The 11,853-nt window shown below is 70.1% G+C and carries 13 protein-coding genes; 10 read left to right on the top strand and 3 right to left on the bottom strand.

Going from position 1 to position 11,853, the window contains the following annotated elements; all coding sequences use genetic code 11:
• Positions 1-135 precede the first annotated feature (135 nt).
• From ACI6GS_RS00275 to ACI6GS_RS00265, 3 genes are read left to right on the top strand one after another with little or no spacing between them, the layout of a single operon-like run.
• The gene (locus tag ACI6GS_RS00275) at positions 136-915 is read left to right on the top strand and encodes a glutathione S-transferase family protein (RefSeq protein ID WP_439815770.1); all 780 of its coding nucleotides are present in this window, start codon (positions 136-138) and stop codon (positions 913-915) included.
• A 16-nt stretch (positions 916-931) separates the two neighbouring features.
• Complete coding sequence (locus ACI6GS_RS00270) at positions 932-1,840, top strand: glutathione S-transferase family protein (protein WP_439815769.1); 909 nt, start codon at positions 932-934, stop codon at positions 1,838-1,840.
• Entirely contained in the window at positions 1,837-2,223 is a 387-nt protein-coding gene (locus ACI6GS_RS00265) for a hypothetical protein (RefSeq protein ID WP_439815768.1), read from the top strand. The genes ACI6GS_RS00270 and ACI6GS_RS00265 overlap by 4 nt, the downstream gene beginning before the upstream one ends.
• A 10-nt stretch (positions 2,224-2,233) precedes the next feature.
• Here the strand turns inward: ACI6GS_RS00265 and ACI6GS_RS00260 are convergent, their stop codons facing one another.
• A complete protein-coding gene (locus ACI6GS_RS00260; RefSeq protein WP_439815767.1) occupies positions 2,234-2,722 on the bottom strand; it encodes a hypothetical protein in 489 nt (162 codons plus the stop codon).
• Positions 2,723-2,993: 271 nt separating this feature from the next.
• Between ACI6GS_RS00260 and ACI6GS_RS00255 the strand changes: the two genes are divergently transcribed.
• The 4 genes from ACI6GS_RS00255 to ACI6GS_RS00240 all read left to right on the top strand — a co-directional run bounded on the left by ACI6GS_RS00255 (position 2,994) and on the right by ACI6GS_RS00240 (position 6,799).
• Positions 2,994-4,112, top strand: a complete 1,119-nt coding sequence (locus tag ACI6GS_RS00255) for an OmpA family protein (protein WP_439815766.1) — start codon at positions 2,994-2,996, stop codon at positions 4,110-4,112.
• Between the two features lie 388 nt (positions 4,113-4,500).
• Positions 4,501-5,643: an OmpA family protein gene (locus ACI6GS_RS00250; protein ID WP_439815765.1), complete on the top strand. Its 1,143-nt coding sequence runs from the start codon at positions 4,501-4,503 to the stop codon at positions 5,641-5,643.
• A gap of 176 nt (positions 5,644-5,819) precedes the next feature.
• On the top strand, positions 5,820-6,329 hold the full coding sequence (locus ACI6GS_RS00245; protein ID WP_439815764.1) for a PaaI family thioesterase: 510 nt from the start codon (positions 5,820-5,822) through the stop codon (positions 6,327-6,329).
• Positions 6,326-6,799, top strand: a complete 474-nt coding sequence (locus ACI6GS_RS00240; RefSeq protein ID WP_439815763.1) for a PaaI family thioesterase — start codon at positions 6,326-6,328, stop codon at positions 6,797-6,799. The genes ACI6GS_RS00245 and ACI6GS_RS00240 overlap by 4 nt, the downstream gene beginning before the upstream one ends.
• Here ACI6GS_RS00240 and ACI6GS_RS00235 read toward each other — a convergent pair.
• On the bottom strand, positions 6,796-7,140 hold the full coding sequence (locus ACI6GS_RS00235; RefSeq protein ID WP_439815762.1) for a hypothetical protein: 345 nt from the start codon (positions 7,138-7,140) through the stop codon (positions 6,796-6,798). The genes ACI6GS_RS00240 and ACI6GS_RS00235 overlap by 4 nt on opposite strands.
• Positions 7,137-8,129, bottom strand: a complete 993-nt coding sequence (locus tag ACI6GS_RS00230; RefSeq protein WP_439815761.1) for a histone deacetylase family protein — start codon at positions 8,127-8,129, stop codon at positions 7,137-7,139. Before ACI6GS_RS00230 ends, ACI6GS_RS00235 begins: the two co-directional genes overlap by 4 nt.
• Before the next feature lie 118 nt (positions 8,130-8,247).
• Here ACI6GS_RS00230 and ACI6GS_RS00225 point away from each other — a divergent pair, with 118 nt between their 5' ends.
• From ACI6GS_RS00225 to ACI6GS_RS00215, 3 genes are all read left to right on the top strand, one after another.
• Positions 8,248-9,078 carry a fumarylacetoacetate hydrolase family protein gene (locus tag ACI6GS_RS00225; RefSeq protein WP_439815760.1) on the top strand — a complete coding sequence of 277 codons (831 nt, stop codon included), beginning with the start codon at positions 8,248-8,250 and terminating at the stop codon, positions 9,076-9,078.
• Positions 9,075-9,911 (top strand): IclR family transcriptional regulator, encoded by an 837-nt coding sequence (locus tag ACI6GS_RS00220; RefSeq protein ID WP_439815759.1) that lies wholly within the window; start codon positions 9,075-9,077, stop codon positions 9,909-9,911. The genes ACI6GS_RS00225 and ACI6GS_RS00220 overlap by 4 nt, the downstream gene beginning before the upstream one ends.
• A gap of 142 nt (positions 9,912-10,053) precedes the next feature.
• Complete coding sequence (locus tag ACI6GS_RS00215) at positions 10,054-11,607, top strand: AMP-binding protein (protein WP_439815758.1); 1,554 nt, start codon at positions 10,054-10,056, stop codon at positions 11,605-11,607.
• The last annotated feature ends 246 nt before the right edge of the window (positions 11,608-11,853 follow it).

Raw genomic sequence — 11,853 nt, 5'->3', positions numbered from 1 at the left:
CGAACCGGCGCAAGCGCCACGGATCACAGTCATGTCGATCACCGGCCCGCGCCGTGCCCGCCCGCGGCAGGCCGGGGATGGGGCGCACCGGCCCAGGCTGGCCTGTCGCCCCCCAGGCGTGGTTCAATGGCGGCCATGCCGATATTGTACGAACATCCGCTGTCGCCCTATGCGCAGAAGGTGAAGATCGCCCTGGACGAGAAGGGCGTCGCCTACGAGACCCGCCAGCCGGACGTGCTGGCCGGGGGCGATGCCGCCTTCCTGGCCGCGGCGCTGCGCGCCGAGGTGCCGGCCTATGTGGACGAGGACGTCCATCTCTTCGATTCGACCCTGATCCTGGACTACATCGACGACCGCTGGCCCGAGCCGGGCCTGCTGGCCGCGACGCCGGCCGAGCGCGCCCGCGTCCGCGCCATCGAGGAGGTCTGCGACACCACGCTGGAGGCGATCAACTGGGGCCTGTCGGAGGTGCGCTACTGGGGGCGCGCGACCGGTGACACGGCTGCGGCGCTGGAGGAGTCGGCGCGTGTCCAGTACGCCGGCATCCTGCGCTGGCTGCAGGACCAGCTGGGCGAGCGGCCCTGGTTCAATGGCGCGGAGTTCGGCCGCGGCGACCTGGCGGTGGCGCCCTTCCTGATGGGCGTGATCGGCTTCGGCCATGGCCCGGTGGAGGGCAGCGCGCTGCACGCCTGGGTCCGTCGCGTGCGCCAGCGGCCCAGCGTCGCGCGGGTCTTCGCCGCCGCCAAGGCGGCCCTGCCGGCGCTGGCCGCGTCGGGCGCCCAGCGCCCGCGCGAAGGGTTCCGGCGGGAGTATCGCGACCACCGGCTGGACTGGATGATCCGCTCCGGCGGGCTGGACGTGGTGCTGGACGGGATCGCGAAGCAGAACATCCGCTTCACCCGCGAAGTTGGCTGAGCGCACGGATCGCGCGATGGCCGAACTCATCCTCCATCACTATCCGTCCTCGCCCTTCTCCGAGAAGGTGCGCGCCGCCCTGGGCATCAAGGGCGTCGCCTGGCGCTCGGTCACGATCCCCGTGATCATGCCGAAGCCCGATCTGATGCCCTTGACCGGCGGCTATCGCCGCACCCCCGTGATGCAGATCGGGGCCGAGATCTGGTGCGACACGCAGGTGATCCTGCGCGAGATCGAGCGCCGCTTCCCGGAGCCGCCGCTGCTGGCCGGGGCCGACGGCCTGTCGGCCATGGTGTCGTTCTGGGCCGACAAGGCGTTCTTCATGGCGACCGTGGCCACCATCTACGGCACCATCGCCGACAGCGTGCCGCGCGACTTCGTCGAGGATCGCAAGCACCTGTCGCCCGCCTTCTCGATCGAGCAGATGCGCGCGGCAGCCCCCTTCGCCATTGCCCAGGTGCGGGCCCAGATCGGCTGGATCGACCTGCAACTGGCCGACGGCCGGCCCTACCTGATGGGCGAGCGGCCGACCATGGTCGACCTGCATCCCTATCACGTCGTCTGGTTCCTGCGGACGAACTATCCGGGCGCCGCGGCACTGCTGGCCGACTTTCCGGCCTGCGCGGCGTGGCTGGAGCGGATCAAGCGCCTGGGCCATGGCCGGCCGGCCGACCTCGACCCGCGCGAGGCCCTGGCCATCGCCCGCGACGCCGAACCCGACATGGCGACGCGCCTGGGCCCGGGGGAGCCATTCCGCATCGGCCAGGCGGTCAACGTGATGCCCGACGACTATGGCCGGGATCCCGTGGCTGGAACAATCGTCGTCGCGGATGCGTACGAGATTGCGATACGGCGGGAGGATCCTGTGGTGGGTGAAGTCGTGGTGCATTTTCCGCGCGCGGGGTTCGTGGTGACCCCGGCATGAGCGGCCTTCGTCTGGACGAGGACCAGCGCGGCGCCCTGGTCGCGGCGCTGGAGGCGGTGGAAGCTGCCGCGACGCCGGAGGACGCGGCCCTGGCGGGGCTGGCCCTGGTGCGGTTGCGGGCGGAACTCAGCCTGTCGTGGGACGACCTGATCGTGGATGGCGACGCGGCCCAGGGCTGGGCCGGCGCCGCCGCGTCCGACATGACCCCGGTCGATCCCCAGGGGCCGGTCGAAGCCTGCCTGGACGCGCTCCTGGCCAAGCCAGGCCTGTCGGCCGACACGCGCGACGAACTGGGCGCCTATCTGGCGGCGGCGCGCTCGGGCACGCTGGAGGCGGAGGACGCGGCCTATGTCCGCGCGCTCTACCGCCGCCTGATGGGCTGAACCCAGCCGCTCATCGGGACGGCGCGGCGGGCGGTGCCGCGACCGGCTGGCCCAGGACCGTCGGCGCGCCGATGACGGCGGGCGGTGCAGCGGGCGCTCCGGCGGGATCCGGTGTGATCACCAGCGTCGGCGGACCGGAGCGGATCGGTGCCGGCTGCACGCGTTCCTGTCCCACGGTCGCGGGCCTCGGCCCCGCGAGCGGGCGCCGCGGCGCGGCCGTCAGGCCGGCCGGGCGCGGGCGGGGCAGGGGGACGCGTTGCAGCGTCCGCGACGGCGCCAGGGACGGCCCGACCGAAGGCGGGCGTGGCGCCAGGCCAGGCGGCGGGCGGATCGCAGCGGCCACGCGCGGCGCGTCGACCACGGGATTGCAGTCGACCTCTCCCAGCGTGCGGCGGCACGACCCCTCGACCAGCGGTGCCGGCTGTTCCGCGGCAGCGCCGGGCCAGGATGGCCGCTCGCCGGACAGACTGGCACAGGCGCTCAGCCACAGGCCTGTCACACAGGCCGCGGCACACCTCACGAGAATGTAACGTATTGTAATCATCTCAATGGTTTGGCTCGTGAAGCTTGCGTGGCACTGGAAATCGTGGTGAATGCGCAACACCGGACGCGTTCGTGCCGGAAGCCGGGATCGAATAATCGCCCCAGGCGTTGTCGATGGCGAATCCGATCCCAGGATTCTAGCACGGAGCCGGACCGTCCCCCGGGCGGAACGGGTCCGTGGTCAACCATGATGCGTACCGGGGGACCGGGTACAAGGAGATGAGTCGATGACATTTCGCAGGGGGCTTGTCGCGGCCGCTGCCCTGATCGCAGGCAGCACCACCGCCTATGCCCAAGCGCCGGCGAGCCAGGGTTGGTACGTCGGTGGCCTGGCGGGTGCCTCGTTCTTCGAGGATATGGGCGTCAACTACGCCCTTCCTGGGATCGGCGCCGGCGACGGCGATGTCGTGTTCGACGACGTGGGCTATTCCGTCGGCCTGTTCGGCGGCTATGACTTCGGCGCGTTCCGGCTGGAGCTCGAGGGCAACTACCGCTATTCCGACGGCGACCTGTTCCGCTTCGGCCCCAACACCGTGGGCGTCCCCGTGGGCGCCGTGAACGGCAATGTCGACGGCCTGATGGCGGTCACCGGCTTCGTCAATGCCATCTACGAAGTCGAGATGGGCTGGGCATTGACCCCCTATATCGGCGGTGGCGTCGGTATCGGCTATGTCGAGCCCGAATACGCCTCGAACTCGGGCCTGGACGACGAAGGCAGCGATGTCGGCTTCGCCTACCAGGCGATCGCCGGCGTGAAGTACGCCTTCACCCCCAATGTCGCGGCCAGCATCGACTACCGCTATGTCGGGATCGACGATCTGAGCCTGGACATCGTGCGGGCGGCCAACGGCGCCACCATCGGCACGCTGGACACCGACTTCCGCAGCCACAACGTGATGGTCGGCCTGACCTACACGTTCGCGCCGCCGCCGCCGCCTCCCCCGCCGCCGCCACCCCCGGCTCCGCCGCCGCCCCCGCCGCCGCCCGCGGTCGAGGCACCGCCGCCGGCGCCTGAGGTTGCGCGCAACTATCTGGTGTTCTTCGACTGGGATTCGACCGAAATCCTGCCCCAGGCCCAGGACACCATCCAGCAGGCGGCCGGTGCGGCGCAGCAGCTGGCCGTGACCCGGATCGACGTCACCGGCCACGCCGACCGCTCGGGTTCGCCCAGCTACAACCAGGCCCTGTCCGAGCGTCGCGCCCAGTCGGTTGCGAACGCCCTGATGGCTCTGGGCATCCCCGGCGACCAGATCATGATGGTCGGCCGTGGCGAGGAGCAGCCGCTGGTCCCGACGCCGGACGGCGTGCGCGAGCCGCAGAACCGCCGCGTCGAGATCGTGTTCTGATCCGACGCGCGAATCGCCCGCCGCAGGGCGGGTAGCGTGGGAAAGGGGCGCCGGGCAACCGGCGCCCCTTTTTCTTGTGCGCCGCAAGGCCCCGGCGCCATATTGTCTGCAATCGGCCGTATCGGGTCCGGCGGGTGGTGGCGTCTGCTGCCGGGCCGCAGCGCCCGGCGGCGGCCAGACGGGGCTGGTGCGGCAGTGCACTGTGTTCGGGCGGACACAACACCCTGCAAAGCGGGTACGGTCCTGGGACCGCGGGTGTTGTTCGATTGAGTGCCCCGGTGCGCTGACCTATTGTGCCTTCAATGCCATCCCCGGCAACGCTGCAAGGGCTGGTGGCAACGGGCACGCAATGTGGGCTCGGACACGAGATAGGCGCGAGGAGATTTGTATGAACCTGACCAAGGGGCTCGTCAGTGCAGTGGCCCTGATTTGCGCCAGCACTGCCGCCTACGCCCAGGAAAACGTGGGCTGGTACATCGGCGGTTTCGCCGGCTACTCGATCACTGAAGACTTCGAGTTCCAGAACATCGTCCCGCCGGTCGGTGCCGCCAGCTTTGGCGTGGTCCAGGGTGAAGGCTACATCGAGGACGGCAACGTCGCGGGCGGTATCTTCGGCGGCTACGATTTCGGCTCGGTCCGGGTCGAGCTCGAGGCTTCCTATCGTCCGAACGACGTCGATGGCATCGGCATCGGCCGCAACGACCGCGCGCCGCTGTTCGCGGGCGGCGGCGGCACCGCCGGCGCTGCGTACGAGAGCCTGGACGTCATGACCGGCTTCCTGAACGGCATCTACGAGGCCGATTTCGGCTGGCCGGTTCAGCCCTATGTCGGCCTCGGCTTCGGTCTCGCCTATGCCGAGTTCGAGTTCGGCCGCGCGGGTCGTCCGGCCCTGGTCGATGACGAGGCTTTCGCCTTCGCCTACCAGGCGATCGCCGGTGTGAAGTACTCCTTCACCCCGAACGTCGCGGCGACGGTCGACTATCGCTATGTCGCCACCACCGACTTCGACTTCCAGGGCGCCACCCTGCAGCCGGGCGTCCCGGGCGATGCGACGCTCAGCGACTACCAGAACCACACGTTCTCGGTGGGCCTGATCTACAACTTCGGCGCCCCGCCGCCGCCGCCGCCGCCGCCTCCCCCGCCGCCGCCTCCCCCGCCGCCGCCGCCGCCTCCGGTTGAGCCGCCGGCGCCGCCGGTCGAGATGTCGCGCAACTTCATCGTGTTCTTCGACTGGGACTCGACCGAGATCCTGCCGCAGGCTGAAGACACGATCCGTGAGGCCGTCACGTCGGCTCAGTCCTATGCGGTCACCCGCATCGACCTGACCGGTCACGCCGACCGCTCCGGCTCGCCCGCCTACAACCTCGGCCTGTCCGAGCGTCGTGCGCAGGCCGTGGCCAACGCCATGATCGCGCTGGGCGTCCCCGCCGAGCAGCTGGTCCTGGTGGGTCGTGGTGAAGAGGTTCCGCTGGTCCCGACGCCCGATGGCGTCCGCGAGCCGCAGAACCGCCGCGTGGAAATCGTGTTCTAAGACACGAGGAAGATCGGTCCCGGCGCCAAGCCGGGGCCACCTTCAAGGGGCGCCGGGCAACCGGCGCCCTTTTTCTTTCCGGCGGACCGCGTCGTCCCGCCTCACGTGGCCCTGGCCACAGGGCGCGGGCCCGCGCAGGCTGGAGCCACAGGACGGCATTCCAGGCAGGAGACCCCATGTCCGATTCATTCGCGCCATCCCCCCAGACCTTCGGGGCGCTTGCCGCCTCGATGCCAGGCGGCGCCGAGCACATGAACCGCGTGCCCTATGGCGCGGCGCTGGGCATGAAGCTGGTCGAGGTGACGAGTGCGCGCGCGACGCTGAGCCTGCCCTGGCGCGAGGACCTGGTGGGCGACCCGGCCAGCGGCGTGCTGCATGGCGGCGTCATCACCGCGCTGATGGACAGCGCCTGTGGCATTGCCGTCTTTGCCGCGCTGACCGAGATGACGGCGATCGCCACGCTGGACCTGCGCATCGACTACTTGAAGCCGGCCCGGCCGCACGCGACGGTCTATGCCGCCTGCCATTGCTACAAGGTGACCAGCACCATTGCCTTCATTCGGGGCATCGCCCACCAGGGCGACCTGGACGATCCCATCGCCCATTGCGCCGCCACCTTCATGCTAGGCGCCAATCGCGCGGGCCCGGCCCGCAGGCCCCGTGCGACCGAAGGGGGTGCCGCATGAGCGCGACGTCCGCACCCACCCTGAAGGACCGCATCCGCCAGGTTCGCGAGACGGGGGACGCCACGGGCCTGGCGCAACTGATCCCGTTCCACCGCTTCATCGGGCTGGAGGTCGACTACCGCGCCGGCGAATTGCTGACCCGCCTGCCGTTCAAGCCGGAACTGATCGGCAATACGCGCCTGCCCGCCCTGCATGGCGGTGCGACCGGTGCCTTCCTGGAGATCACGGCCATCCTGCACCTGATGATGCAGATGGACGAGCCGGTGATCCCCAAGACGATCAACCTGACGATCGACTATCTCCGCTCCGGTCGCCCGCAGGAGGTCTTTGCCAGGGCGGAGGTGACGAAGCATGGCCGCCGCGTCGCCAATGTCCGGGTGACCGCCTGGCAGGACGACCCGGACAAGCCGATCGCCGCCGCCCACGCCCACCTGCTGATCCCGGAACCTGCGGACAAGCCGGCAGGCTAGGGCGCGCAGCGGACCAGGTTGGCCTTCTCGATCCGGCAGGTCAGGCCGTTGTCGAAGATGAAGCGCGTGTCGTCGATCTTGCGCACGTTCAGGCCGTTCGAGAATGCGACCTGGCCCAGGTTGTTGAACTGGGCCCGCACGCCGCTGCTGAATAGCAGCGTGCCGTCAATGCCGCGGCGTACGCTGATCCCGTTCGAGAAGTCCAGGTCCCGGGCCGTGCGCAGGATCGCGGTCAGGCCGTTGGTGCAGGCGGCATGGCTGCGGGCCTCGACCGAGCAGGTGAAGGGCTGGCTGCTGCCCGTCACGACGACCGCATAGACCGCGATTTCCAGCAGGTTCATGAGGCGTGCATCAGGCGCATGGTCTCTTCCCGTCGTTTGCAGGCCCAGGCCCAGGCGGCGCGCGGCGCCAGGGCATGGCGCCGGGCCAGTGCCGTCCGGTCGCGGTCATAGCCGCCGCCGACGACCGTGACCAGGGGCAGGCCGCGGCCCCGTACCTGGGCGACGACCAGGGCTTCCCGCTGGGCGATGCCCTGGTCGCTGAGTGCCAGGCGGCCCAGCGGATCGTCGGCATGCACGTCGACGCCGGCCAGATAGAAGACAATATCCGGCGCCGCCCGCTCCAGGAACGGGCCCAGGTGACGTTCCAGGATCTCCAGATACGCGGAGTCGCCCAGGCCATCGGCCAGGCCGACGTCCAGGGTGCTGCGCTGCTTGCGCACCGGGAAATTGGCTTGCGCGTGCAGCGACAGGGTGGCGACGTCGGGATCGTCGGCGAACAGCGCGGCGGTGCCGTCGCCCTGGTGCACGTCCAGGTCGACGACCGCCACCCGGCGCACCCGGCCCCGGGCCCGCAGGCAGGCGATCGCGACGGCAACGTCGTTGAAGATGCAGAAGCCGGCCCCCCGCGCCGCATGGGCGTGGTGGCTGCCACCTGCCGTATTGCTCGCCTGGCCATGGTCCAGCGCCAGGTTCGCGGCCAGGACGGTGCCGCCGACCGCCAGCCGCGCCCGCTGGATGACGGGGGGTGTCAGGGGCACGCCGATCTCGCGCTGACGCGCCGCGTCCAGCGTGCCATCCAGCACGGCGTCGACATAGGCCGCATCGTGGACCAGGGTCAGCCAGGCGCGCGGCGCCGGCCGCGGCCGGTGCGTGGGCGTCAGGCCGTGGCGCGTCAGTTCGGCGACCAGCAGGCCCGCCTTGGGCATGGGGAAGCGATGCTGCTCCGGCAGGGCCACGACATAGCCGGGATCGAAGACCAGCGGCAGCAGCGGCGGCGCCACGGCTCGAGGGGCGGGCGGGGAAAGAATGGCGGCGGCCTGTGGGTCCATGGTTCAGCGTGACGGCCATCGCATGTGCTGCAGCATGCACACTGCAATGTCATATTGCGACAGAATCTCTTAAGTGGGACTGCTATAAGGTCCGTGGGAGGGGGTCGCGGAGGATCCAATGCGTCTGGTCAGTTTCAATGGTCCGACCGGCCTGAGCTGGGGCGTGGCGACGGGGGGCGGTGTGCGCGACCTGGGCCGTCGCCTGGGGCAGGGGGCCTTCCTGGCTGCGCTGGTTGATCCGGCCCTGGCCGCGGATGCCGGGCCGGCCGACTGGACGATGGACCAGGTCGTTCTGCTGCCGCCCGTGCCGCAGCCGTCCAAGATCCTGTGCGTCGGCGTCAATTATGCCGACCATGCGCAGGAAATGGGCCGCGACCGCCCGGAGAAGCCCGTGATCTTCACCCGCTTCGCCGACACGCTGGTCGGGCATCGCGGGATGCTCCAGGCGCCGCGCGAAAGTGCGCAGTTCGACTATGAGGGCGAGCTTGCGGTGGTGATCGGGCGTGGTGGCCGCGCCATTCCGGAGGCGCGGGCCCTGGACCATGTCGCCGGCTATGCCTGTTTCCAGGATGCCACGGCCCGCGACTGGCAGCGCCATACCCACCAGTTCACGCCGGGCAAGAACTTTCCCGGCACCGGTGGCTTCGGCCCCTGGATCGTGACGCGGGACGAGGTGCCGGACCCCCAGGCGCTGACCCTGGTCACCCGGGTCGAGGGGGTGGAGCGGCAGCGCGCCTCGACCGCGCAGATGATCTTTCCCGTGGCCGAGCTGATCGCCTATCTGTCGCGATTCACGGTGCTGGGCCCCGGCGATGTGATCGCCACGGGCACGCCGTCGGGCGTGGGCGTGCAGCGCAAGCCGCAGGTGTTCCTGGCGCCCGGCAACACGGTCGAGGTCGAGATCGAAGGCGTGGGCACGCTGGTCAACGGTGTCGTGGCCGACACATGAGCAGCAGCCTCGACCGCATGCTCGACCTGCTGGACCTGTTCACCGAGGACAGGCCGGTCTGGACCGTGGAGCAGATGATCCGTGCCACCGCGTTCTCGCGCAGCACGATCTATCGCTATGTCCGCAGCCTGACGCGGTCCGGCCTGCTGGGGCCTGTCTCGGGCGGCGCCTATGCCCTGGGGCCCGCGTTCGTGGAGCGCGACCGCATGATCCAGCGCAGCGATCCCATCCTGACCATCGCCAGCACGGTGGCCGACCAGCTGGGCCAGAGTACGGGCGAAACCGCGCTGATCGCCCAGACCTATCGCAACCGCGTCCTGTGCGTCTGGCGCAGTCATGGCGGGGAGGAGGACTACAAGCTCTCGCGCGGGCTGGCCCTTCCGCTCTTTGCGGGCGCGGCGTCCAAGGTGCTGGTGGCGCACCTGCCGCTGCGCCGTCTGAAGAAGCTGGTCGACGACGACCGCCCGGCCCTGGCCGTGGGCAAATGGCCCGCCGACTGGGCCGAACTGCGCCGGGTGATGCGCGTCGTGCGCCGCAGCCAGGCCCTGGTCTGTCGCGACGAGCCCTGGCCCGGCCGCATTACCATCGCCGCGCCGATCTTCGACAGCGAAGGCACGGCCGTTGCCGCCATCGGCCTGTGGTTCTCGGAGGACCGGCCCGCGGCTCAGCGCCTGATCGAACTGGAAGCCCAGGTGGCGGAGGCCGCCCGCACGGTCACCGTGACCCTGTCGCTGACCTCTCCCGCGGCGGCGCGGCCGCCACGCGGGCAGGAGGACGCGGTGGACGAGGACGAGCCGGCGCCCCGACGCCGCCGGCGCGCCGCCGGCGGATAAGGCCGCAACGCGGACGGATGGGCACGATCCGTGCTGGCAGCCGCCGCGCGGCCAGGGCATAGATGACGGCACGTCCAGGCCGGCAACGACCGGCCGCGCGGGGCGGCACCAGAACCAAGAAAACAAAAGCGGAGGAAGCACGATGTCGAGCACTGCGCCGGGGACGACGCCCGCACCCATTGCCCTGTCCGGCCCCGATCCCTTTGCCGGTTCGGCAACCGTGGTGCCGATGGGCCAGATCCCCGCCTGGCACGCGCGGCGCGATCCCAACCGGCCCATGGTGACGCAGGACGGCGTCACCTATAGCCGCTCCGAACTTGAAGCGCGGGCCAACCGCCGGGCGCGCATGCTCCAGGCGCAAGGGGTGGGGCAGGGCGACTTCGTGACACTCGCCCTGCCGAACAGCCTGGAGTTCTTCGAGACTGCCTTCGCAATCTGGAAGCTGGGCGCGACCCCCAATCCGGTCTCGGCCCGCCTGCCCGATTCGGAACTGTCGGCGATTGTCGAGCTGGTACGGCCGCGCGTCGTGATCGGGCCCGACCCTGCGCGCCTGCCCGGCTTCCAGGTCCAGCCGGCGGGCCGACCGATCGACGAATCCCTTTCGCCAGAGGCCCTGCCGGAGGCGATCGCCCCGTCCTGGAAGGCGATGACCAGCGGCGGCTCGACCGGCCGGCCCAAGGTGATCGTGGATTCCCTGCCCAGCCAGTGGGACCCGACGGCGCTGGCGGTGCACCAGCAGGCCGACGATACCCTGCTGAACCCCGGCCCGCTCTATCACAACGGCCCGTTCGCGCTGGGCATGATGGGCCTTTTCGCGGGCGGCCACATGGTCAACATGGCCCGCTTCGACCCGCTCAAGACGCTGGAGCTGGTCGAGCAGTACAAGGTCGGCTGGCTCTACACGGTGCCGACGATGCTGCACCGGATCTGGAAACTGCCGGAGGAGCAGCGCAACCAGTTCGACCTGTCCAGCCTGCACACCGTGTTCCATGTCGCGGCGGCCTGCCCGGTCTGGCTGAAGCAGGCCTGGATCGACTGGCTTGGCCCGTCGCGCATCTTCGAGATTTATGGCGGCACGGAACGCCAGGGCTCGACCGCGATCACGGGCGAGGAATGGCTGGAGCACAAGGGCTCGGTCGGCAAGATCCAGCCGGGCTCGACCCTGGCCATCCTGGATCCCGAGGGCAAGCCATTGCCGCCGGGCGAGGTGGGCGAGATCTATTTCCTGCCCGATGGCGGCCTGGGCTCCACCTACCGCTATATCGGGGCGGAAGGGCGCATCAAGGGCGACTGGGAATCGATCGGCGATCTCGGCTATCTCGACAAGGACGACTATCTCTACCTGGTGGACCGGCGGACCGACCTCATCATCTCGGGCGGTGCCAACATCTATCCGGCGGAGGTCGAGGCCGCCCTGGATGCGCATCCGGACGTGCAGTCCAGCGTCGCCGTCGGCCTGCCGGACGACGACCTGGGCCACCGGGTCCATGCCGTGGTCCAGCTTCTGCCCCAGGGGCAGGGCCGGGTCACGCCAGAGGACCTGATCGCCTTCGCCGAGAGCCGCCTGGTGCGCTACAAGGTGCCGCGCTCCATCGAGATCGTGGACGAGCAGCTGCGCGACGATGCGGGCAAGGTTCGCCGCAGCGCGATCCGCGAGGCGGCCACGGCGCGTGCCCGGGCGGAGGCTGCGCGCTGATCCGCGCCCCCCGCCATCCCGGTCCCTTCATCCGGTCCAGAAAATGTCACGGCGGGGCGCAGGAAATTCCCGCGCCCGTCGTGCCATGGGAAACGAGGATGCGGGTGAACATCCACGCTGCAGGTTGGATCCAGGGGAACGCGCGCGCCGTCGCGGCCGCCGCCTCCTGGACTTGGCCGCCGTGCAGGTCATCATCGATCCGTCCCGCGGGTTGAGCGCATCGTCGGTGCTGGATGGACGATTGGC

This window comes from Zavarzinia sp. CC-PAN008, from assembly GCF_051903925.1.
Classification (GTDB): Bacteria; Pseudomonadota; Alphaproteobacteria; order Zavarziniales; family Zavarziniaceae.
The sequence above is the reverse complement of the archived record's forward strand: the minus strand, read 5'-3'. Positions and strand labels throughout refer to the sequence as shown.

What these genes read in the sequence shown, in the direction of transcription:
- ACI6GS_RS00270 (WP_439815769.1), top strand. Translation starts at nt 932, where the DNA reads ATGGCCGAACTCATCCTCCATCACTATCCGTCCTCGCCCTTCTCCGAG.
- ACI6GS_RS00275 (WP_439815770.1), top strand. Translation starts at nt 136, where the DNA reads ATGCCGATATTGTACGAACATCCGCTGTCGCCCTATGCGCAGAAGGTG.
- ACI6GS_RS00215 (WP_439815758.1), top strand. Translation starts at nt 10,054, where the DNA reads ATGTCGAGCACTGCGCCGGGGACGACGCCCGCACCCATTGCCCTGTCC.
- ACI6GS_RS00250 (WP_439815765.1), top strand. Translation starts at nt 4,501, where the DNA reads ATGAACCTGACCAAGGGGCTCGTCAGTGCAGTGGCCCTGATTTGCGCC.
- ACI6GS_RS00255 (WP_439815766.1), top strand. Translation starts at nt 2,994, where the DNA reads ATGACATTTCGCAGGGGGCTTGTCGCGGCCGCTGCCCTGATCGCAGGC.
- ACI6GS_RS00230 (WP_439815761.1), bottom strand. Translation starts at nt 8,129, where the DNA reads ATGGACCCACAGGCCGCCGCCATTCTTTCCCCGCCCGCCCCTCGAGCC.
- ACI6GS_RS00225 (WP_439815760.1), top strand. Translation starts at nt 8,248, where the DNA reads ATGCGTCTGGTCAGTTTCAATGGTCCGACCGGCCTGAGCTGGGGCGTG.
- ACI6GS_RS00245 (WP_439815764.1), top strand. Translation starts at nt 5,820, where the DNA reads ATGTCCGATTCATTCGCGCCATCCCCCCAGACCTTCGGGGCGCTTGCC.
- ACI6GS_RS00265 (WP_439815768.1), top strand. Translation starts at nt 1,837, where the DNA reads ATGAGCGGCCTTCGTCTGGACGAGGACCAGCGCGGCGCCCTGGTCGCG.
- ACI6GS_RS00220 (WP_439815759.1), top strand. Translation starts at nt 9,075, where the DNA reads ATGAGCAGCAGCCTCGACCGCATGCTCGACCTGCTGGACCTGTTCACC.
- ACI6GS_RS00235 (WP_439815762.1), bottom strand. Translation starts at nt 7,140, where the DNA reads ATGAACCTGCTGGAAATCGCGGTCTATGCGGTCGTCGTGACGGGCAGC.
- ACI6GS_RS00240 (WP_439815763.1), top strand. Translation starts at nt 6,326, where the DNA reads ATGAGCGCGACGTCCGCACCCACCCTGAAGGACCGCATCCGCCAGGTT.